Source organism: Rhodococcus sp. BP-241 (genome assembly GCF_019836145.1).
GTDB lineage: Bacteria > Actinomycetota > Actinomycetes > Mycobacteriales > Mycobacteriaceae > Rhodococcoides.
Map to the genome: position 1 here is coordinate 316,767 of NZ_JABUEI010000003.1, position 20,456 is coordinate 337,222.

Genomic DNA, 20,456 nt, shown 5'->3' on the forward strand with positions numbered 1-20,456 from the left:
GTCCGAACAAACTATTGACTTCCCTTGTGATGTGGATTACACATATGTCGGGCCGCGACCGAACAGGTCACCGGCTCGATCCATTCCAGTCGTACCCAGTATGTCGCCGCGTTGTTCTCTCGTCGGCGTTCGAGAAAGAGACCGAATGACACGTCATTTCACCCGTCGGGGCACTGCTGTCGCTCTCGGCGTGGCACTGAGCGTCAGCCTGGCAGCGGGCTGCTCCAGTTCGGGCGGCGCACCGGAGTCCTCCGGTGACGGCGGCGGCAACGCCGGCACGGCCGACACCCCGCGCGCCACGATCGCGATGATCACGCACGAGGTTCCCGGTGACACGTTCTGGGACCTCATCCGCAAGGGCGCCGAGGCGGCTGCGGCCAAGGACAACATCGAGCTGCGCTACTCGGCCGATCCCGAGGCACCGAACCAGGCCAACCTGGTGCAGAGCGCCATCGACTCCGACGTCGACGGCATCGCGGTCACACTGGCCAAGCCCGACGCCATGGCACCCGCCGTCGAGGCCGCCACGGCCGCCGGCATCCCGGTCGTCGCCTTCAACTCCGGCTACGACGCGTGGAAGGACCAGGGCGTCCAGCAGTACTTCGGCCAGGACGAGACCATCGCCGGCCAGGCCGTCGGTGCGCGTCTGACCACCGAGGGTGCGAAGAAGACCCTCTGCATCATCCAGGAGCAGGGCCAGGTCGCCCTCGAATCCCGTTGCGCCGGTGTGACGCAGGGCTTCACCGGCGGTTCCACCGAGATCCTGAACGTCAACAGCAAGGACATGCCGTCCGTCGAGGCCACCATCACGGCCAAGCTGCAGCAGGATCCGACCATCGACCACATCGTCGCCCTGGGCGCTCCCATCGCGCTGACCGCGGTGCAGTCCAAGGCGAACGCCAACTCCGAGGCCACGGTGGTCACCTTCGACACCAACGCCGCACTCGTCGAGGCCATCCAGAGCGGCGACGTCGCGTGGGCCGTCGATCAGCAGCCGTACCTCCAGGGCTACCTGGCCGTCGACTCGCTGTGGCTGTACCTGAACAACGGCAACACCATCGGTGGCGGCACGCCCGTTCTGACCGGCCCGGCCTTCATCGACTCGACGAACATCGACGCGATCGCCGAGTACGCCAAGGGCGGCACTCGCTAGCCTCCACGCACACGAGATCCGGTGCAGAGATCCGCGTTCACCGCGGATCTCTGCACCGGATTCGTCGTCGTGGGGTCAGGTCAGGTCGTTGTTCTTCGTCTCCACCAGTGCTCGCGTGCAGATCAGACTGAGGACCGACAGGAGCGCCAGCATGACGCCCACGGCGATGCTGCCGAACTGCGCCGTCAACGGAGCCGCCAGCAGCGGTGGGATCGCACCGCCGAGCACGCCCGCCAGGTTGTAGCCGAGACCGGCACCGGTGTAGCGGAACCGGGTCCGGAACAGCTCCGGGAGCAGCGCACCGGTGGGGCCGTAGGCGATACCGAAGATGGACAGGGTCACGCACATCGCGATCACGTACGCCGTACTCGATCCCGTGTCGAGGATCGGGAACAGGGCGAGCGACCAGGGAACGGCCGCCGCGCAGGACACCATGATGACGCGGCGCCGACCCACCCGATCCGAGAACGTCGCCGACAGCGCGATGGTGATGCCGAAGATCACCGCACCGACGATGCCGGTCCACAGCACGAACGGCCGGTCGAAGCCGAGGGTCTTCGTGCCGTAGCTCGTGAGATACGCGGTGCCCATGTAGAACAGCGAGAACAGCGACGCCAGCGCACCGGCCGCGAGCAGCACCTCGCGCTTCTGCACGTGCCACGCCTCGAGCACCGGGAGCCGGGTGGGAGCGGACGGCGTGGTCGCGGCGGCGGCCTGATCGGCCTTGAACACCGGCGTCTCCTCGATCGCGAGGCGCATGTAGAGACCGATCAGCACCAGCACGGCGCTGAAGAGGAACGGGATTCGCCACCCGTAGTTCAGGAACGTGTCGTTGGTGTCGCCGAACACGGCGCCGGTCACCAGGAACGTCGCGCTGGAGAGGATGAAGGCGGCGGCCGGACCGAGCTGCGGGAACATGCCGTAGAAGCCGCGCCGCTTCGCCGGTGCGTACTCGGCGGTCAGCAGCGTCGCTCCCGCCCATTCGCCGCCGACGGCGAACCCCTGCCCGAACCGCAGCACCACCAGGATGATCGGTGCGGCGACGCCGATGGTCGCGGCACCGGGGAGCAGCCCGATGACGAAGGTGGAGACACCCATCAGCAGCAGCGTCGAGATCAGCGTCTTCTTGCGGCCGATGCGGTCGCCGAAGTGACCGAACAGCACGGCTCCCGCGGGACGCGCGACGAAGGCGACGGCGAAGGTGGCGAACGAGGCGACGGTGCCGGCCGTCGATCCCAGTGCCGGGAAGAACACCGTCGGGAACACCAGCGCGGCCGCGGTGCCGTAGATGAAGAAGTCGTAGAACTCGATGGTCGTTCCGATGCCGCTGGCGACGGCCACCTTGCGGACGCTCGTGGCGGGCGGTGCCGCGACGGGTGGTGCCGAGGTGGCGCGCGCCGTCGCGTCGTCCGGCGAAACTGTGGTCATGGTTCTCCATCCGAGGTGAGGATCGTCCGAATCGTCGGACTCGGGAGGAACGTATGTGACCTGAACCACTCCCACCACCCTCCGAAGAGGGGGGCGGGATCCGGCGGGCGGGCGGTCGCCCGGCGCTACGCTCGACCGATGATCGTCGATGCCCTGCTCGCCGTACTCCCCGCCGATCGGGTGGTGGTCGATCCCGACGTCATGGCGTCCTACCAGCACGACGAGGCCGAGTGGGCGCCGTCCGCGACCCCTCTCGCGGTGGTGCGTCCCGCCACGGCCGACGAGGTCCAGGCGACGGTACGGGCGTGCCTCGACCACGGCACTGCCGTGGTGACCCGCGGCGCCGGGACAGGGCTCTCCGGCGGCGCGAACGCCACCGCGGGGTGCATCGTCCTCGCGCTCGACCGCATGACCGCGATCACCGAGATCGATCACCTCGAGCGGTACGCCGTCGTGCAACCGGGCGTGATCAACGACGATCTGCGCGCGGCCGTCGCGGAGGTCGGCCTCTGGTACCCACCGGATCCGGCGAGTTCGCCGTGGTCGACCATCGGCGGCAACGTCGCCACCAACGCCGGCGGCCTGTGCTGCGTGAAGTACGGCGTGACCCGCGACTACGTCATGGGCATGGAGGTGGTCACGGGCACCGGTGAGAAGGTCCGACTCGGCCGACGCACCGCGAAGGGCGTCGCGGGGTACGACCTCGCCGGACTGATGGTCGGCTCGGAAGGAACACTCGGCGTCATCACCGAGATCACCGTCAAACTGCGCCCCCTCCAGGACCCGCAACGGACCGTCGCCGGCTACTTCGACTCGATCGTCGACGCGGGCCGAGCGGTCGCCGCCGTCGCCGCCGCCGGGCTCACCCCCTGCGCTCTGGAACTGGTGGACAAGCAGTGCCTCCTCGCGGTGGACGCGTGGAAGAACATGGGACTGTCCGTCGACGCCGAAGTGGTGCTGCTCGGCCGCGTGGACACCCCCGGGCAGATCGGTGACCAGGAGGCTGAGAAAATGCTCGCCTGCTTCGACGAGGGCGGCGCCACCTGGTCGGCGGTGTCCACCGATCAGGAGGAGGCGGACGCGCTCTTCGCGGCGCGGCGCCTGGCCTACCCGGCCATGGAACGACTGGGCCCGGTGCTCACCGAGGACGTGTGCGTCCCCAAACGCCATGTGCCGGAGATGCTGTCGCGGATCGAGAAGATCGGCATCGCCCACGACGTCGTCATCGCCAACATCGCCCACGCCGGCGACGGCAACCTGCACCCACTGCTCATCACTCCCCCGGGCGACGACGCCGCCCGAGCACGCTCGCAGGCGGCGTTCGCCGAGATCATCGACGCCGCACTCGCCCTCGGCGGCACGGTCACCGGCGAGCACGGCGTCGGCCTGCTCAAGATGCACGGACTCGTCCAGGAACTCGATCCGGTGGTCCTCGCGATGCACCGCGCGGTCAAGGACGCACTCGATCCGCAGGGCATCCTCAACCCGGGCAAGGTGTTCGACCAGCTAGGCTCGCCCGTGTGACCGACACCCCCGCACGTCCCGTCATGCCCGACGACCTGCGCGAGTTCGCGGAGGCGGCAACAGGATTCATGCCCGCCGACGAGGGACTCGCGCTCTTCGATGCCACCGCCGAGTTCCTGGGCGACGGCGTGGTGGTGGAGATCGGCACCTACTGCGGCAAGTCGACCGTGTACCTCGGCGCCGCGGCGCGCGCCACGGGCGGCCGTGTGGTCACCGTCGACCACCACCACGGATCCGAGGAGCACCAGGTCGGCTGGGAGTACCACGACACCACGCTCGTCGACCCGGCCACCGGTGCGCTGGACACTCTCGGACGATTCCGCCGCACCCTGGCGGGGGCGGGCCTCGAGGACGTCGTCGTCGCCGTCGTCGGCCGTTCCGGCGACGTCGCCACGCTGTGGAAGCATCCCGTCGACGTGCTGTTCATCGACGGCGGCCACACCGACGAGGCGGCCACCGTCGATTTCCAGGGGTGGGCGCCGTGGGTCGCGGTCGGAGGCGCCCTGCTCATCCACGACGTGTTCCCGGATCCGGCGGACGGCGGGCAGGCCCCGTACCGCATCTACCGGCGTGCCCTCGACAGCGGCATGTTCACCGAGAACCGCGTGGTCGGCTCACTGCGAGTGCTGGTGCGGACCTCGGGTCAGCCGGGCACGCTCGCCGGGTAGGACTCCCCCGCGCAGCCGCAGCTGCGATGCGCGCCGGAGAGCCCGACGGGCAGATCGTCCCCCCGGAAGATGCCGGATCCGGCACTGGACCGGGACAGGGCGTCGGCCGCCAGAATCATGGCTCCGGTGGTCCACGTCGTCCTCTCGACGGGCCACCGCTTGCCGTCCGCATAGACCAGCCCGGTCCAGTACGACCCGTCGTCCTCCCGCAGGTGCTGCATGCTTCCGAGCAGGTCCGTCGCCACGTCGACCCGGTCCATCGCGTCGAGAGTCAGAACCAGCTCACACGTTTCGGCACCGGTGACCCACGGTCGGTCGTCGACACAGCGGATGCCGAGCCCCTCCACGACGAAGTCCGACCACCGGTCGTCGATGCGCCGCCCGGCCGCCCGTCCGCGCACGGCGCCGCCCAGGATCGGGTAGTACCAGTCCATGGAGTACGACGGCTTCGGCGTGAAAGCCGAGAGGTGATGCCGCAGAACGTGACCCAGCCGGCCGACGGCGACCTCCCAGTCCGGCTGCGGGTCGCCGATGTACGCCGCGAGCGCCAGCGCGCACCGCAGACTGTGGTGGATGCTGGCGTTCCCGGTGAGCAGGGCCTCGGCACGCGATCCGTTCGGCCCTGCGGCCCAGGCGATCTCGCCGCGGTCGGTCTGCAGACCGAGGACGAAGTCGACGGCGCGGCGCACGGTGGGCCACAGGGCCAGGGCGAAGTTGTCGTCGCCGGTGACGAGGAAGTGGTGCCACACCCCCACCGCGATGTATGCGCAGAAGTTGGTGTCGGCGCCGGCGTCCTCCACGACGTCGCCGCGCAGCCGGATCGGCCAGGTGCCGTCGCTGCGCTGCGTGCGCCGCGACCACTCGTACGCGGCGTCGGCCTCCTCGACGAGGCCCGCGGCGCTGAGCGCCATGGCCGATTCGACGTGGTCCCACGGGTCGAGGTGCCCGCCCTCGGACCACGGAATCGCCCCGGACCGGACCTGGACGGCGGCGATGCTGCGCGCACTGGCGAGACACTGCTCGGCGGACAGGATTCCGGGAACCGACGGCGTCACGTGATCAGTGAGCGCCACGTCCGGCCCCCGGTCCGCCGATCCCGGTCTCCGGCTTGCGCAGGTAGATCACCACGGACTTGCCGATGACGGGATTCAGGACCTGCTCGAGCACTCGGGTGGTGCGCGGGGCCTTCATCATGTCCCACACCAGCATCGAGTGATAGCCGCGCACCAGCGGGTGATCGTCGTTCCGCACCCCGACCGCGCACTTGAGCCACCAGTACGGAGCGTGCAGTGCGTGCGCGTGGTGGGTGTGCGTGACCTCGAGGCCCGCCGCGGTGAGCGACGCCGCCAACTCACTCCCACGGTAGATCCGAACGTGGCCACCCTCGTTCGCGTGGTACTCGTCGGAGAGGGACCAGCAGACCCGCTCGGGCAACCAGCGCGGGACACTCACCGCCACCGTGCCGCCGGGGCGCACCACGCGCGCGATCTCGGCGATGGCCGACGCGTCGTCCGGCACGTGCTCGAGCATCTCGGACACGATCACCCCGTCGAACCACTCGTCCGGGAACGGCAGGGACAACGCGTCGCCGACGACCGTCTCCGCCGTGGCGGACTCCGGTACCTGCTTCTCCTCGGCCATCGCGCCGAACATGACCTTGACCTCGTCGAGTTCGTCCGCGTTCTGGTCGAGGGCGGTGACATGGGCCCCGCGGCGGTACAACTCGTAGGAGTGGCGCCCCTGGCCGCACCCGATGTCGATGACGCGATCGCCCGCACCGAAGCCGAGCCGGTCGAAGTCCATCGTCAGCATGTCGTCTCTCGATTCCCTCGTCCACGGCGATCGGCGATCGCCTTCTCGTACTCCGCGACGGTCGCGGCGGCCACCGCCGGCCAGCCGTAGGTCTGCGTGGCCCGTTCCCGCCCGCGCTCGCCCATGGCGCGTCGGCGGGGCTCGTCGTCCAGCGCGCGCATCAGGGCCCGCGCCAGGGCGTCGCTGTCACCGGGAGGCACCAGATCGGCGCAGAGCCCGTCGGGCCCCACGACCTCGGGGATCGCCCCGGTGCGGCTCACCACGAGGGGGGTCGCGCAGGCCATGGCCTCGATGGTCGGGAGCGAGAAGCCCTCGTACAGCGACGGCACGCAGGCCACGTCGGCCGACGCCAGCACGCGCGCCAGTTCGGCGTCGTCGAGACCGCTCCGCGTCCGCACGATGTCGTCGATACCGAGATCGTCGATCAACGTCCGGGTCGGCCCTGCGGGGTCCACCTTCGACACCAGTTCGAGTTCGACATCCCGCTCGGTGCGCATCTTCGCGACCGCCTCGAGAAGGTGCCGCACACCCTTGAGGGCGACGTCGGCACTCGCGACGGCGACGATGCGGCCGGAAACTCGCGGCGCCGCGCCGGGGGTGAACACGGTGGTGTCGACCCCGAGCGGGACCACCGTCACCGCACCCGGAGCGACCCCGAACGCGTCCACGATGTCCACCGCGGACGAGCGGGACACGGTCAGCAACCGCGGGATCCGGCGCGCCACCCGCCGCTGCATGGTGAGGAAGCCGTACCAGCGCCGCACGGTGATCCGTCGTCGCCACGGCGCCGCCGCGAGGTCGAGGGCACGGTCGCGGGTGATGGGGTGATGAATGGTGGCCACGAGCGGCAACGGGATGCGCAGCAATCCGTAGCTCAGCGACTGGTTGTCGTGCACCACGTCGAACTCGTCGGCTCGCGCGCGCAGCAGACGAGCGGCGCGCGCCCCGAACGTGCGGGGCTCCGGGAACCCGGCCGTCCACATGGTCAGCACCTCGGACACGTCGACCAGGTCTCGGATCTCGGAGGGCCGCGGGGTGCGGAACGGATCGTCGTCCCGATAGAGGTCGAGGCTCGGTACTCGCGTGAGCCGCACCCGCGGGTCGAGATCGGGATAGGGCTGACCGGAGAACACCTCGACCTCGTGCCCCTCGTCCACCAGCGCTCGACTCAGACGCGCGACGTAGACACCCTGACCGCCGACGTGGGGCTTGCTCCGGTAGGACAGCAGAGCGATACGCACGTGGGTCCCCCGAGCTGTCGCGGCAGTGTGATGGCAGACACCCTCGCCGCGGTGGAACCGGCGATCATGTCCCGATGTGTCTACCACCTTCCGTTCTTCTCGAATCCACACGACCGACGACCAGCACTGATTCACACTGGACCTCCCCGCCACCCGAGATCGAGGAGACGACGATGACCGGAACCGGCGACAGGGCGCTGCACATCCACTCACCGGCGGGTCTGCCGTTCATCGATGTCCGGCGCGAGTTCGACGCACCCGTGTCCGCGGTCTTCCGGGCGCACGCGGAGCCCGAACTGGTGTCCCGCTGGCTCGGTCCCGCCGGCTACGAGATGTCGGTCGAGGAGTACGACTTCCGCGGCGGTCGCCGGTACCGCTACGTCCACCGTGATCCCGGCGGTGCGGAGTACGCGTTCCACGGCGTGTTCCACACGGTGCGGACCAACGAGTTCGCCGTGCAGACCTTCGAGTACGAGGGCTTCCCCGACGTGGTGAGCATCGAGTTCCTCACGTTCGTCGACCTGGGTGACCGCTGCCGGTTGGAGGGCCACTCGGTGTACCCGACACTGGAGGCGCGGGACTCGATGGCAGCGAGCGGCATGGAGAAGGGCATGCGGGAGGGCTACGAGCGCCTGGACGATCTGCTGGGCTGAGCGGGTGGTCACAGGCGCAGCGCGGGGTCCATCCGCTCGATCAGGGTGTCGAGAGTGATGGGCAGGTCTCGCACCCGGACACCGCACGCGTGGAACACCGCGTTGGCGATGGCAGCAGGCGACCCCACGATGCCGATCTCGCCGATCCCCTTGCTGCCCATCGGGTTCAGATCGTCGTCGTGCTCCTCGACCCAGATCGCCTCGATGTCGGCGACGTCGGCGTCCACCGGGACGTGGTACTCCGCGAGGTCGGCGTTGAGGAAGCCGCCGTGTCGTCGATCCACGATGCCCTCCTCCATGAGTGCCATGCCGATACCGAACACCATGCCGCCCAGGAGCTGTGACCGAGCCAACCGAGGGTTCAGCACACGGCCCACGGAGAAGACGCCCAGCATCCGCGTCACGCGGACCTCCCCCGTGTCGACGTCGACGTGCACCTCGGCGAAATGGGCGCCGAACGCCTGCCGCGCCAGCGCCGCACGCTCCTCGAGGTCGTCGGTGGTGTCCGCGGTGGCCGTCGCACCCGGTGCGAGGTCTCCGTCCGCGCGCAGCGCACGACAGGCCTTGGTCACCGCCCAGCCCCACGACGAGGTACCCGAGGACCCGCCTGCGCCGGGCGCCGTGGGCAGCGCACTGTCCCCGACGTGGATGTGGACCCGGTCCAGCGCGACCTCGAGCGCGTCGGCGGCGATCTGGGCGAGCACCGTTCGCGCGCCGGTACCGATGTCCGACGCGGCGACGGACACGTCGACCGCCCCGTCGTCACGGACGGTCGCCCGCGCCGTGCTCGGCGACGTCATCGCGGGGTAGGTCGCCATCGCGACACCGGTCCCGACGAGGGTGCGTCCGTCTCGGCGTATCGCGGGCCGCGGGTCACGACCGGCCCAACCGAAGCGCCGCGCGCCCTCCTCGAAGACGGCGCGGACGGTACGTGAGCTGTAGGTCTGCCCGTCCGCGGGATCGACCGACGGCTCGTTCCGCAGCCGCAACTCGACGGGGTCCGTTCCGAGCGCGTGGGCCAGTTCGTCCACCGCGCACTCCAGAGCGAACATGCCGGGCGCCTCACCGGGAGCGCGCATCCAGCGCGGTGTCCCGACGTCCAGCGCGACCGCGCGATGCGTGGTCGAGACGTCGTCGATGTCGTACACGTGGCGACTGCCCTCGGACGTCTGCTCCACGAACTCCATCACGGTGGAGGTCTGCTGGAGCGAATCGTGCAGCAACGCCGTCATCGAGCCGTCCGCGTCCGCCGACAGTCGGACCCGCTGGATCGTCGGCGTCCGGTAGCCGACGAAGTCGAAGGTCGACCGGCGTGGAACCGGAAACGAGACCGGTCGACCCACGACGGACGACGCCATGGCCGCGACGACCGCGTTCGGTCGCGTGCTCCCTTTCGATCCGAAGCCGCCGCCCACGTGCCGGGCGATGACGCGCACGGCGTCCGAGTCGACGCCGAAGAGCTCGGCGAGATCTCCGGCCACGCCGGACGGCGCCTGCGTCGAGTCCCAGACCGTGAGGGTCGACCGGTCCTCGCTCCACGCGGCGATCGACGCGTGCGGCTCCATGGGCGCATTGTGTTCGGGCGGCGTCGTGTAGCGGACGTCGACGCGCACCGCGGACTCCTCGAAGCGCCGCTCCGGTTCCCCGGTGACGACATCGGTGTCGAAGCCCGCGTTCACCTGCTCGGGTGCGTAGATGCCCGGGTGATGCTCCCGTAATTCGTTGTCGCACTGGCGACTCTCGTACGTGACGTCCAGAACGGAGGCCGCACACGTCGCCTGCTCCGACGTCTCCGCCACGACCACGGCGACGATCTGCCCGCGGTAGGCGACGACATCGGACTGGAGCACCTGCAACTCGCCGTCCCCGGCGGACCCGAGCGTCGGAGCGTTGCCGTGCCACAGCACGGCGAGGACACCCGGAAGCGTCAGCGCCGAGGCACGATCCACGTCCAGCACACGCCCCGCCGGAACGGCGGCGCCGACGATCGCCGCGTGCGCTGGTTCTCCACCGACGTCCCGGTACTCCGCCGCGTACCGGGCGGCTCCGGTGACCTTGTCGTGGCCCTCGAGCCGCTCGACCGGTGTTCCCGTGACGGTCATCGGGTGGCCGCCTCGTCCGCGGCCGCGTCGGCGAGGGACATCACGGTGGAGGCCACCGTCGACGCGAGGAGTGACAACTTGTAGTCGTTGTCGGGGAACGTGTGTGCCGCGGCGAGCTCGCGCTCCATCGCAGCGATCACGCCGCTCCGGGACGGGATCGCCCCGAGCAGCTCGGACTCGGCGACCGTGGCCCGCCACGGCTTGTGAGCGGCTCCGCCCAGCGCGATGCGCGCCGTGGTGAACACCCCGTTCTCCACGACCACGACGGCGGCGACGGACACCCTCGCGAAGGCGTAGGACGCACGGTCCCGCACCTTCCGATAGGTCGAGCGCGCACCGGGTGGAAGCGGCGGTATGTCGAGGTGCGTCACCCACTCGTCCTGCCGCAGAGTCGAATCGCGTTCGGGTGCGGACTCGGGAAGCCGATGCAGATCGGCGAACCGGATCTCGCGTACGCCGTCGGTGCCGACGACGGTGACAGTGGGATCGAGCACCGCGAGGCCCACGGCCATGTCCGAGGGATGGGTGGCGATGCAGTGCTGCGATGCGCCCAGCACCGCGGCGTTGCGCCGATCGCCGTCCAGGGCCGAACAGCCCGAGCCCGGTTCACGCTTGTTGCAGGCTGTGTCGACGTTCATGAAGTACGGACAGCGGGTGCGCTGGAACAGGTTCCCGCCCGTGGTCGCCATGTTCCGCAGTTGACCGGACGCACCCGAGAGCACGGCGCGCGACAGGACGGGAAACCGCGAACGCACGACGGGGTCGGCGGCCAGATCGCTGTTGCGGACCAGGGCCCCGACACGAAGACCCGGCACCCCGCCGCCACTGCCGTCGTTCCACTCGATGTCCGCCAGGGCCAGACCCGTGATGTCGACGAGCCGGTCCGGGGTCTCGATTCCCAGCTTCATCAGATCCACGAGGTTGGTTCCGCCGGCCAGCACGCGGGTGGACCCCTCGGCGAGTGCGGACGCGATGGTCGACGCGTCGGCGGCACGGTCGTACGCGAATGTTCTCACCGGTCCGCGCCCGTCTCCGTCGTCGTTGCAGATATGCCGTCGATGTTCTCTCGCACGGCATCGACGATGTTGGGGTAGGCGCCGCACCGACAGATGTTGCCGCTCATCCGTTCTCGGATGTCCGCGTCCGAGGCCGTCGGCACGCCGTCGAGGTCCTCGGTGACGGCGCTGGGCCATCCGTTCTTCACCTCGTCGAGCACGGCGACGGCAGAGCAGATCTGACCGGGGGTGCAGTAGCCGCACTGGAATGCGTCGTGCGCGAGGAACGACGCCTGCACGGGATGCAGGTCCTCGCCGTCGGCGAGCCCCTCGACGGTGGTGATGTCGTCGTCCTGTGCCGCGACGGCCAGCGTCAGGCAGCTGACCACGCGCCGACCACCGGACAGCACCGTGCACGATCCGCACTGACCGCGGTCGCACCCCTTCTTGGCGCCGGTCAGCCCGAGCCGCTCACGCAGCGCGTCGAGGAGGGTCGTCCGGACGTCGCACTCGATCCGGTGCTCCTCGCCGTTGACCGTGAGGCGTACTCCGACATCTCCTGCGACGAGGCTCATGCTCCGGGCTACCCTGCGCTCCCGCCACCAAACCGCCCCGGTGCCGGACTACAGGGGCAGTGCGGTCTCGCGCACGGCGCCGGGCGCGTCGACCGGGGGCACGATGCGTCGGAACCACTCGGTGCCGAACGCGGACGCGAGATCCTCGTCCGACATGGGGATGAACGGGCCGAAGTCACCGATCTGCGACTCGTGCACCACCATCGCCGCACGCTTGGCGGCCAGGACACCGGACACGTCCACCGCGGTGGTGAGTTCCGACTCGGGCAGGCCGAACGCCTCGATGTCGAGCTGCGAGGCGTCCTCGTTCTCGCCCGGATCCCAGTTGGGGTTCGCCGTCATCATCTCGCGCATGCGGTCACGGTTCATCGTCGCCTCGTAGACGAACGGCACCTCGGCGATGGCCGCGGCGCGCACCCCCACGTGGTGCACCTGCACGTGGTCGGGATGGCCGTAACCACCGTGCGAGTCGTAGACCGTCAGGACACGGGCCTGCTCCTCGACGAGAACGTCCGCGAGCCGCCGAGCGGCCTCCTCGACATCCACGTTGGCGAAGGCGTGCGGGTTCGTGTTGCCCTCGGTCCCGGCCATCCCCGAGTCCGCGTATCCCAGCACGACCACGCGCTGTGCCCCCAGCACCTCGGCCGAGCGCTCCAGTTCACGCTGCCGCCGATCGTGCAGCGACTCGCCCTCGGTCAACAGGCCGTCGGGCACCTCACCGAGCGCACCGTCGGTCGCCGTCACCAGCACCACTCGGTGGCCGGCGTCGGCTGCCGACCGCATGATCCCGCCTGTGCCGAACACCTCGTCGTCGGGATGGGCATGGAAGCACACCAACACACTCATCGGCAGATGGTCGCACGGGCGCGGTGCGCGGGCTCGATCACGTCGGGTGTCGACCCGCCGCGTCGGTGCGCCGACAGATCGTGATTGTCGCCGTCGCTTCCGGGGAACGCGATGCGTCATGACGCAGAGGAACGAGACGGTGGACGACGTGTGGGACGACTGGAAGGACGCGGTCACCATGACGCGGAAGGAGCTCGAGGACTGGCTGACGACCGACGAGTCCCGCTCCGTCGGTGACTCGAAGGACGGTGAGTCGACGGGGCACGAGATGGGGCGGCGCATCACCTCGATCCTGGACACGAAGAAATCCGATCTCACGGACGACGACGTCGCCGCGATGCGCAAGGTCGTCGGATACGTGCACCGACATCGCGCCCAGGGCCCCTCGAAGGACGTGGAGCACTCGCGGTGGCGCTACTCGCTGATGAACTGGGGACACGATCCGCTGAAGTGACACCCACGTCAGATGAGGAGCAGGCGTTCGGAGCCGATCGGCGTTCGGATGTTTTCTTCTCTCGATTCGGGATATTCACGACCTAGCTCGTCGGCGTGTTCATCACTCACGGTGTTCGACGGCCCGCGTACTTCCGCCTGCTCTCGACATACCCGCGGGCCCGACGTTCTGTCCGATCCGGTCTCCAGCCGACCTCGACTTGCACCACCGACAGTAGCGAGACGTCGTTCAGTCACCAGCGACGACTCGGAACGCACGATCCGAGGGACGGATTCCTCATGCGCATCGCCATGGTGTCAGAACACTCCAGTCCGCTCGCCGCGCCCGGCGGCATCGACGCCGGGGGGCAGAGCGTCCACGTCGGATGCCTCGCCGTCGCTCTCGTCGACCGCGGCCACGAGGTGTCGGTGTTCACCCGACGTGATTCGCGTGAGCAGCCCGACGAGGTCGTCGTCGATGAGGGCTACCGCGTCGTCCATGTTCCAGCGGGTCCGCCGGAGCCGGTCCCGCGGGACGAACTGCTTCCGTACATGGGCGACTTCGCCTCTCACCTGTCCGAGCGCTGGACGCGAGACCGGCCCGACGTGGTCCACGCCCACTACTGGATGTCGGGCTTCGCGACCCAACTCGCGGCGTGCCCGCTCGCGATTCCCACCGTGGTGACGTTCCACGCGCTCGGTGTGGTCAAGCGTCGGCACCAGGGCACGCGGGACACGTCGCCGCCGAGCCGACCCAAGATCGAGCGGCTCATCGCACGCGGAGCCGATCACGTCGTCGCGACGTGCTCGGACGAGGTCACCGAACTGGTCCGGATGGGCATACCGCGCCGACGGGTGTCGGTGGTGCCGTGCGGCGTAGACCTCGAGAAGTTCCAGCCGGCGCCGGTCAGCTCTCCCGGCCCCGCGCGACGGCGGCGGTTGGTCGCGGTCGGCCGTCTGGTGCCTCGCAAGGGTTTCGACCTGATGATCGCGGCTCTCGCGTCGATTCCGGACACCGACCTCATCATCGCCGGCGGCGAGCGCAGCGACGTCTCGGACGACGACGAGGCTCGACGCCTGAAGCAGATCGCGATCGCCCACGGTGTGGCCGACCGCGTCCGCCTGGTCGGGCAGGTCTCCCGTGAGGCGATGCCCGACCTTCTCCGCTCCGCCGACATCGTGGTCTGCACTCCCACGTACGAGCCGTTCGGCATCGTGCCGCTCGAGGCGATGGCGTGCGGGATCCCTGTGGTAGCCACCGCGGTCGGCGGTTTCCTCGACACCGTGATCGACGGTGTCACCGGCGTGCTGGTCCATCGCCGCACACCTGCCGCCGTCGCCGACGCCGTCCGTCGCCTGCTGAACGACGAGGGTCGACGCACCGGCTACGGCATGTCGGCCGCCGATCGCGCTCGCGCCCGGTATTCGTGGGAGCAGATCGCCGTCGACACCGATCGGGTCTACCGGTCATTGCTTCCGGAGCCGACCTCCACCGACACCGCGGACGTATCGGGGGACGACCAGCTGGACCGGGTGTGAGGCCCTGTCACCAGCCCACGACGAGAACGCGTCGGCCGTCCGTACCGATGCTGCTCATCGGGGCTCGATACCCTGGAAAAACCCCGTCAAACTCCCCACCCGGCGCTCGGAGCCGGTGTGGCATCGGTCGGACTCGGCTGCTTGAATGGCCTTTCTGGACCGAACACCGAAAGGCAGGACATCCGATGTCGATCGCCGAGAACACCACGGACGCATTCCGTGTCGACACCGAATGGCACGACGACGCAGCGATCCTGACAGTCGTGGGCGAACTCGATCTGGCCACCGCGCCGATTCTTCAGGACGCGGTGGACGCCGTACGGACCACGGCGTCGAGCGCGCTGATCATCGATCTGACGGGTGTCGATTTTCTCGCGTCGGCCGGTATGACCGTGCTGGTGACCTCGCATCAGGCGGTGGGCGACGACGTCGCCTTCGCCGTCGTCGCCCGCGGTGCGGCCACCGCTCGCCCCCTGCAGTTGGTCGGTCTCGACGAGACGTTCCCGGTGCTCGACACCCGCGAGGCGGCGCTCGCGGCCGTCACCACGTCCGGTTCGCCCGTCGACGACCTCGCATGAGCAGCGCTCCCGGTGTGAGGACCGGGCACGCGTGGGGTACTCCTCCCCTCGTGATCGACGACGCGACGACTGAGCACCACCAGCCCCCCACCCAGTTGTCCCTCACCGATCTCGACGCCGAACCGCAGCGCATCACCGACGCACGCGTCCGCTTCGGTGCGTGGTTGACGCACACGCCGTTCGACACGGCGCGGACGTACGACATCGTGCTCGCCGTCTACGAGGCGATGGCCAACGTCGTCGAGCACGCCTATGCCGCCACCACCGGTCGACGCGTCTTCGACCTCCAGGCCACCTACGACTCCGCGCGGCTCGAGGTCGCCGTCCGTGATCACGGGACGTGGTCCGACTCGTCGCCGGGGCCCCTGCGTGGCCGCGGTCTGCCGCTGATCGAGACCCTGTCGGACGACGTCACGCTGTCGTCCGCCGACTCGGGCACCACCGTGACCATGGCATGGGACGTGGCACCGACATCCGGCATCGACACCGACGATCAGGTCTCGTAGACTCGTACGCGATTGCTGAGGCTCCCCGTGAGTCTCTCCTCCTCCAGCCCCGGGGAGAGCATTACCGCTCTCGTCTCACCGGAGGCTTCGTGACTGCACTCTCGTCCCACGCGTTCGACTCCCCGCGCCGTGCCACGTCGAGAACGGCGATCGATGCCCTCGATCTCGGTCCCGACCTCGCGCAGGCCGCCGAGGCGGCACGCCTGGCCGCGTTGGCCCGGTACGACGTCGAGCACACCGCCGCCGACGGCGCCTTCGACCGCATCGCCCGCCTCGCGGCCCGCTGGTTCGACGCGCCGTACGCGTCCGTGTCCATCATCGATGCCGACCTGGTGCGGTTCACCGCCACCTACGGCGACGGGCTCCCGGACCACACCGAACGTCACGACGCCCTGTGCACGATGGCGATGACGCACGACGGGCCGTTCGTCGCGTCGGACACCCTGGCGAACCCGGCCACCGCCGGTAGTGCCTTCGTCCGCGGCGATCTCGGCATCCGCTTCTACGCCGGCGCCCCCATCGTGACCGCCGACGGCTTTCGGCTCGGCACGGTCAACGTCTACGACGTGGTGCCGCGCACGGTGTCCGACGATCGCGCGGACATCCTGATGGAACTGGCCGACATCGCGATGGACGAGTTCGAGTTGCGACTGTCGGCCGCGACCACCGTGCGCGCCGAGCGGGAACTCCGCACGCGCGCCGAGGCGGACTCCGCGATCATCGGTGACTACGCCGCCGTGCTGCAGCGCACGCTGCTCCCACCCTCCCTTCCCACCATCGAGGGTCTGACGCTCGCGTCGCACTACCACGCCTCGTCACCCCTGCAGGTCGGCGGCGACTTCTACGACGTCTTCGCGCTGGGCAAGGACCGGTGGGCGTTCTTCCTCGGCGACGTCCAGGGCCACGGTGCCGGCGCCGCGGCCGTCACCTCGCTGGTCCGCTACACCCTGCGGGCCGCGGCGCTGCACCACGACGATCCGACGGAGGGGCTCGCCGAGCTCAATCGACTGTTGTTGATGGACACCTCGCATCAGCGTTTCTGCACCGTGCTGTTCGGTGTGATCACCCCGGATCCTCGCGGCGGTTTCCGCGTCACACTGGCGACGGGCGGGCACCCACCCGCCCTGCTCCTCGATCCCGCTCGCGGCGAGGTGCACGAGATCCGTTCCAGTACAGGCATGTTCGTCGGCGCTCTGCCGAACGCGACCTTCAGTGCGTGCAGTTTCCGGTTGCAGGAGGGGCAGACACTGCTGCTCTACACGGACGGCATCACCGAGGCACGTCCCGACGGGCGCACCATGTTCGGCGAGGACGGTCTCGCGCAGTTCACGCAGGCCCGCCTCGGACTGTCCACGACGAAGATGGTCGAGGATCTGGTCGCCCTCATCCCCGACCTCTCTCCGATCGACGACATCGCCCTACTCGCGCTGGGCGCCTGACCGGGCGTGGTCGCGCAGCAGGCGTAGCGCGCGTTCGATGGTCGCGGCCAGGACGTCCTTCGGGTCGCCCTCGAAGACCACGCGCTCCGCGCTGGTCGTCCCGTGGTCGGCGATGCCGAACCAGACCGTTCCGGGTTCCACGTCCTCGTTCGTCTCCGGTCCCGCCTCACCGGTGACGGCCACGGCGAGATCCGCGCCGAGCGCCGACGCCGCTCCGCTCGCCATGGCCGTGGCGGCCTCCTCGCTCACCACGGGGCCGCGGGGTACCTGCAACAGCGAGTACTTCACCTCGCTGGCGTAGGCGACGATCGACCCGCGGAACCACGTTCCGGACGACGACGCGCGGCCCAGGTTGGCAGCGATGTTCCCGGCGGTGAGCGACTCGGCGGTGCCTATACGGAGGTCGCGTTCGAGAGCGAGTTCCGCGATCTCCGAACAGAGCTCGGCGAGATCCTCGTCGGTGTCGACGCGCTGCTCCGGTTCGGCCGCCTCGCCCTCGATGAGTTCCTCGTGCCCGGCGTGCTGCGACACGCGACTTCGGGACGTACGACTTCGGGACATGTGACTTCGGGTTTCCTCTCGACGTGATGCGCGGACCGGTAGTCCTTCCCGCTCCGTCCGGTGACAAACATCCCCGGCACGCGCGGAGGATCGGCGCTAGCGTTGAGTCATGCCAAGCCTTCGCGACACCATTCGAACCGAACTCGAGGTCCGTCCGACCATCGATCCCGCAGCGGAGATCGACACGCGGGTGGGCTTTCTCGCCGACTACGCCGTCGCCACCCGAACTGCCGGCTTCGTACTCGGCATCAGTGGCGGACAGGACAGCACACTCGTGGGACGCCTGTGCCAGCTCGCCGCGGAACGCGTTCGCGCCGGCGGCGGCGACGCGACGTTCATGGCCGTACGACTCCCCTACGGTGAGCAGGCGGACGAGGCCGACGCGGCGATCGCGCTCGATTTCATCCGCCCCGACACCACGGTGACGGTGGACATCAAGCCGTCCGCGGACGGCGCAGGCGTGGCGGCTGCCACGGCCCTCGGAGTCGATCGACTGCGCGACTTCGTTCGCGGCAACATCAAGGCACGCGAGCGGATGGTCGCCCAGTACGCGCTCGCGGGCGAGCGGAACCTGCTCGTCGTCGGTACCGATCACGCTGCCGAGGCCGTGACGGGGTTCTTCACCAAGTACGGCGACGGCGGTGTGGACCTCACGCCGCTGACCGGCCTGACCAAGCGCCAGGGTGCGGCCCTGCTGCGCGAACTCGGTGCCCCGGAGAGCACGTGGAAGAAGGTACCCACGGCCGACCTCGAGGACGACCGGCCGGCGCTGCCCGACGAGGAGGCACTGGGTGTGACGTACGCCCAGATCGACGCCTACCTCGAAGGCGAGGACGTGCCCGACGAGGCCGCCGCCACCATCGAGAACTGGTTCGTCAAGACCCGGCACAAGCGCACCACTCCGGTCACCCCCAGTGAGACGTGGTGGCGCTGACCGTCTCGGTCGGTCGGTGTGATCCTGCTCCGAACGGGTAATCCGCCTCACAGCGCTCGAGAAGTGAGGCGTCGACGCATTCCGGTGTTTCGACAGGAGATGAGCAGATGGACATCGACACGGTGGTCTGGACCGAGACCGGTCCGCGGCAGGAATGGTGGGAGGCCGTGATGGCACGGTGCGGAGCGGAGACTGCACGACCGGTTCCCCTCGACTCGGCACCCTCCCGCCGAGAACGACCGGACCATGCCGACACTCCGACCAGGCGTGCGGGCTGACCGGACCGACGAACGACGAAGCCCCCGAGGATCGATGATCCTCGGGGGCTTCCGTGTGAGTGGATCAGGAGATGCCGACGATGTCCTTCGCCAGCGCTGCCAGACGAGTCTGCGCGGCGGAGACCACCGAGTGGCGGTTCTTGTTGCGCTCCTCGTAGGCGACCACGGTGCGCAGATCTGCCGGATCGGTCAGCTCCTTGATCTCGGCGACTGCTGCGGCGACGTTCAGACCGTCGTAGTCGGCGATGGGAAGTTCGTGCTCCTCGAGCGTCCCGCCGGCCGCACGGGTGCGGTGGATCGCGTCGGCGACACCGGTCGCGCCGCCGTCACGAGTGACCTCCTCGGCCGTCTCGAGTGCCGCGTCGCGGCTCGCGGTGACGGTGTCGACGGCCAGTTCGGTCGCGCGCTGGCCGCGGCCGATGAGGGTGGACACCTTCGCGGGAACGTCCTTCGCCGTGCCGACGACGCGGTCGACACCTCGCGACGACCAGGTGACCGGCGTGTTGATGAGACGCACGGCAGCACCGGTGGCGGCCTGGATCGGGGTGCGGCGCAGTGCGGCCGGTCCACCGAGGGCGTCCTCGGCGAGGACGGTGGTGAGCCACTCGACGGTCGCGGTGTGGGCGGTCACGAGATCGTCTGCGAGCGACACGACGCCCGGCGTGGACGCGGTCGTGGCGAGAGCCTTGACGTAACGGGCGCGGTCGAGCAGCTGGTGCTCCAGCGCGAGATCGCCGAGAAGGGCCTCGTCGAACGGCTGCGCCTGCTCGCCGATGGCCTTGAGCAGCGCGGTGAGGCGCCCGACGACGGGTGCGACGACGCCGGGGAAGCCGCCGAGTTCACGAATGGCGGCATCGATGCGAGCAGCGCGATCGCGTCCGTTCGACGCGTTCTGGAGCAGTTCCTCGCGGACAGCTTCCGTCCGAGCCTGTGCGACGCGGGTCTCGGCCACCTGAACCTCGGTGTTGGTGAGCGCGAGCAGAGCGCGAAGCTGGGCGACGAGCGTCGCCCGTTCGGTGTGTGCGGTGGTGCTGACCATGTGATGTGCCCCCTGTGATGGAAGTTGAGTCTCGGTGCAAGAGCAGCCGGAACGACCGCTCCGTGTCATTCGGTGACAGATCGTGGTTACCCGCCGGTACAACGGGGAAAACGCAGTGTGACGAGGCACATTCCCCGCGATCGAAGGAGTTCT

20 protein-coding genes are annotated in these 20,456 nt (G+C 69.3%); 10 read left to right on the forward strand and 10 right to left on the reverse strand.

Annotation, left to right across the window (positions count from 1 at the left end; translation table 11 throughout):
* Positions 1–145 precede the first annotated feature (145 nt).
* Positions 146–1,153 carry a substrate-binding domain-containing protein gene (locus HQ308_RS07910; RefSeq protein ID WP_027503955.1) on the forward strand — a complete coding sequence of 336 codons (1,008 nt, stop codon included), beginning with the start codon at positions 146–148 and terminating at the stop codon, positions 1,151–1,153.
* A gap of 75 nt (positions 1,154–1,228) precedes the next feature.
* Here HQ308_RS07910 and HQ308_RS07915 read toward each other — a convergent pair whose 3' ends face one another.
* The gene (locus HQ308_RS07915; protein WP_222627478.1) at positions 1,229–2,581 is read right to left on the reverse strand and encodes an MFS transporter; all 1,353 of its coding nucleotides are present in this window, start codon (positions 2,579–2,581) and stop codon (positions 1,229–1,231) included.
* 138 nt (positions 2,582–2,719) lie between these two features.
* Here HQ308_RS07915 and HQ308_RS07920 point away from each other — a divergent pair, with 138 nt between their 5' ends.
* Positions 2,720–4,105: an FAD-binding oxidoreductase gene (locus HQ308_RS07920; protein ID WP_222646087.1), complete on the forward strand. Its 1,386-nt coding sequence runs from the start codon at positions 2,720–2,722 to the stop codon at positions 4,103–4,105.
* Between the two features lie 23 nt (positions 4,106–4,128).
* Positions 4,129–4,773: a class I SAM-dependent methyltransferase gene (locus HQ308_RS07925; protein WP_037184236.1), complete on the forward strand. Its 645-nt coding sequence runs from the start codon at positions 4,129–4,131 to the stop codon at positions 4,771–4,773.
* Here HQ308_RS07925 and HQ308_RS07930 read toward each other — a convergent pair.
* From HQ308_RS07930 to HQ308_RS07940, 3 genes are read right to left on the reverse strand one after another with little or no spacing between them, the layout of a single operon-like run.
* Positions 4,749–5,846, reverse strand: a complete 1,098-nt coding sequence (locus tag HQ308_RS07930; RefSeq protein WP_285188373.1) for a prenyltransferase — start codon at positions 5,844–5,846, stop codon at positions 4,749–4,751. The genes HQ308_RS07925 and HQ308_RS07930 overlap by 25 nt on opposite strands.
* Positions 5,833–6,585 carry a class I SAM-dependent methyltransferase gene (locus HQ308_RS07935; protein WP_222646088.1) on the reverse strand — a complete coding sequence of 251 codons (753 nt, stop codon included), beginning with the start codon at positions 6,583–6,585 and terminating at the stop codon, positions 5,833–5,835. The genes HQ308_RS07930 and HQ308_RS07935 overlap by 14 nt, the downstream gene beginning before the upstream one ends.
* Entirely contained in the window at positions 6,579–7,826 is a 1,248-nt protein-coding gene (locus tag HQ308_RS07940; RefSeq protein ID WP_222646089.1) for a glycosyltransferase family 4 protein, read from the reverse strand. Before HQ308_RS07940 ends, HQ308_RS07935 begins: the two co-directional genes overlap by 7 nt.
* A gap of 173 nt (positions 7,827–7,999) precedes the next feature.
* Here HQ308_RS07940 and HQ308_RS07945 point away from each other — a divergent pair, with 173 nt between their 5' ends.
* On the forward strand, positions 8,000–8,479 hold the full coding sequence (locus tag HQ308_RS07945; protein WP_222646090.1) for an SRPBCC family protein: 480 nt from the start codon (positions 8,000–8,002) through the stop codon (positions 8,477–8,479).
* An 8-nt stretch (positions 8,480–8,487) separates the two neighbouring features.
* Here the strand turns inward: HQ308_RS07945 and HQ308_RS07950 are convergent, their stop codons facing one another.
* Genes HQ308_RS07950 through HQ308_RS07965 form a run of 4 tightly spaced genes read right to left on the reverse strand, consistent with a single transcriptional unit; the run spans position 8,488 to position 12,997 of the window.
* On the reverse strand, positions 8,488–10,581 hold the full coding sequence (locus tag HQ308_RS07950) for a xanthine dehydrogenase family protein molybdopterin-binding subunit (RefSeq protein WP_222646091.1): 2,094 nt from the start codon (positions 10,579–10,581) through the stop codon (positions 8,488–8,490).
* A complete protein-coding gene (locus tag HQ308_RS07955; RefSeq protein ID WP_222638210.1) occupies positions 10,578–11,597 on the reverse strand; it encodes a xanthine dehydrogenase family protein subunit M in 1,020 nt (339 codons plus the stop codon). Before HQ308_RS07955 ends, HQ308_RS07950 begins: the two co-directional genes overlap by 4 nt.
* Complete coding sequence (locus HQ308_RS07960; protein ID WP_222646092.1) at positions 11,594–12,151, reverse strand: 2Fe-2S iron-sulfur cluster-binding protein; 558 nt, start codon at positions 12,149–12,151, stop codon at positions 11,594–11,596. Before HQ308_RS07960 ends, HQ308_RS07955 begins: the two co-directional genes overlap by 4 nt.
* Positions 12,152–12,199: 48 nt before the next feature.
* Positions 12,200–12,997: a PIG-L family deacetylase gene (locus HQ308_RS07965; RefSeq protein ID WP_027503965.1), complete on the reverse strand. Its 798-nt coding sequence runs from the start codon at positions 12,995–12,997 to the stop codon at positions 12,200–12,202.
* Between the two features lie 118 nt (positions 12,998–13,115).
* Here HQ308_RS07965 and HQ308_RS07970 point away from each other — a divergent pair, with 118 nt between their 5' ends.
* The 5 genes from HQ308_RS07970 to HQ308_RS07990 all read left to right on the forward strand — a co-directional run bounded on the left by HQ308_RS07970 (position 13,116) and on the right by HQ308_RS07990 (position 17,491).
* Positions 13,116–13,451: a DUF3140 domain-containing protein gene (locus HQ308_RS07970; protein WP_056447328.1), complete on the forward strand. Its 336-nt coding sequence runs from the start codon at positions 13,116–13,118 to the stop codon at positions 13,449–13,451.
* Between the two features lie 278 nt (positions 13,452–13,729).
* Positions 13,730–14,968, forward strand: coding sequence for a glycosyltransferase (locus HQ308_RS07975; RefSeq protein ID WP_222646093.1), 1,239 nt, complete (start codon positions 13,730–13,732; stop codon positions 14,966–14,968).
* Positions 14,969–15,153: 185 nt separating this feature from the next.
* A complete protein-coding gene (locus HQ308_RS07980) occupies positions 15,154–15,546 on the forward strand; it encodes an STAS domain-containing protein (protein ID WP_051612937.1) in 393 nt (130 codons plus the stop codon).
* The gene (locus HQ308_RS07985; RefSeq protein WP_204866650.1) at positions 15,543–16,052 is read left to right on the forward strand and encodes an ATP-binding protein; all 510 of its coding nucleotides are present in this window, start codon (positions 15,543–15,545) and stop codon (positions 16,050–16,052) included. Before HQ308_RS07980 ends, HQ308_RS07985 begins: the two co-directional genes overlap by 4 nt.
* 89 nt (positions 16,053–16,141) lie before the next feature.
* Positions 16,142–17,491: a PP2C family protein-serine/threonine phosphatase gene (locus HQ308_RS07990; RefSeq protein WP_307109085.1), complete on the forward strand. Its 1,350-nt coding sequence runs from the start codon at positions 16,142–16,144 to the stop codon at positions 17,489–17,491.
* Here HQ308_RS07990 and HQ308_RS07995 read toward each other — a convergent pair.
* Positions 17,471–18,022: a CinA family protein gene (locus tag HQ308_RS07995; protein WP_308115717.1), complete on the reverse strand. Its 552-nt coding sequence runs from the start codon at positions 18,020–18,022 to the stop codon at positions 17,471–17,473. The genes HQ308_RS07990 and HQ308_RS07995 overlap by 21 nt on opposite strands.
* Before the next feature lie 139 nt (positions 18,023–18,161).
* Here HQ308_RS07995 and nadE point away from each other — a divergent pair, with 139 nt between their 5' ends.
* Positions 18,162–18,986 carry an ammonia-dependent NAD(+) synthetase gene (gene nadE / locus HQ308_RS08000; RefSeq protein WP_027503969.1) on the forward strand — a complete coding sequence of 275 codons (825 nt, stop codon included), beginning with the start codon at positions 18,162–18,164 and terminating at the stop codon, positions 18,984–18,986.
* A 342-nt stretch (positions 18,987–19,328) separates the two neighbouring features.
* Here the strand turns inward: nadE and HQ308_RS08005 are convergent, their stop codons facing one another.
* Positions 19,329–20,303, reverse strand: a complete 975-nt coding sequence (locus tag HQ308_RS08005; RefSeq protein WP_027503970.1) for a hypothetical protein — start codon at positions 20,301–20,303, stop codon at positions 19,329–19,331.
* Positions 20,304–20,456 lie beyond the last annotated feature (153 nt).

Bases quoted from the DNA above. Each gene is read 5' to 3' on its own strand.
- HQ308_RS07910 (WP_027503955.1), top strand. From the start codon at position 146: ATGACACGTCATTTCACCCGTCGGGGCACTGCTGTCGCTCTCGGCGTG.
- HQ308_RS07915 (WP_222627478.1), bottom strand. From the start codon at position 2,581: ATGACCACAGTTTCGCCGGACGACGCGACGGCGCGCGCCACCTCGGCA.
- HQ308_RS07920 (WP_222646087.1), top strand. From the start codon at position 2,720: ATGATCGTCGATGCCCTGCTCGCCGTACTCCCCGCCGATCGGGTGGTG.
- HQ308_RS07925 (WP_037184236.1), top strand. From the start codon at position 4,129: ATGCCCGACGACCTGCGCGAGTTCGCGGAGGCGGCAACAGGATTCATG.
- HQ308_RS07935 (WP_222646088.1), bottom strand. From the start codon at position 6,585: ATGCTGACGATGGACTTCGACCGGCTCGGCTTCGGTGCGGGCGATCGC.
- HQ308_RS07945 (WP_222646090.1), top strand. From the start codon at position 8,000: ATGACCGGAACCGGCGACAGGGCGCTGCACATCCACTCACCGGCGGGT.
- HQ308_RS07950 (WP_222646091.1), bottom strand. From the start codon at position 10,581: ATGACCGTCACGGGAACACCGGTCGAGCGGCTCGAGGGCCACGACAAG.
- HQ308_RS07960 (WP_222646092.1), bottom strand. From the start codon at position 12,151: ATGAGCCTCGTCGCAGGAGATGTCGGAGTACGCCTCACGGTCAACGGC.
- HQ308_RS07965 (WP_027503965.1), bottom strand. From the start codon at position 12,997: ATGAGTGTGTTGGTGTGCTTCCATGCCCATCCCGACGACGAGGTGTTC.
- HQ308_RS07970 (WP_056447328.1), top strand. From the start codon at position 13,116: ATGACGCAGAGGAACGAGACGGTGGACGACGTGTGGGACGACTGGAAG.
- HQ308_RS07975 (WP_222646093.1), top strand. From the start codon at position 13,730: ATGCGCATCGCCATGGTGTCAGAACACTCCAGTCCGCTCGCCGCGCCC.
- HQ308_RS07980 (WP_051612937.1), top strand. From the start codon at position 15,154: ATGTCGATCGCCGAGAACACCACGGACGCATTCCGTGTCGACACCGAA.
- HQ308_RS07985 (WP_204866650.1), top strand. From the start codon at position 15,543: ATGAGCAGCGCTCCCGGTGTGAGGACCGGGCACGCGTGGGGTACTCCT.
- nadE (WP_027503969.1), top strand. From the start codon at position 18,162: ATGCCAAGCCTTCGCGACACCATTCGAACCGAACTCGAGGTCCGTCCG.
- HQ308_RS08005 (WP_027503970.1), bottom strand. From the start codon at position 20,303: ATGGTCAGCACCACCGCACACACCGAACGGGCGACGCTCGTCGCCCAG.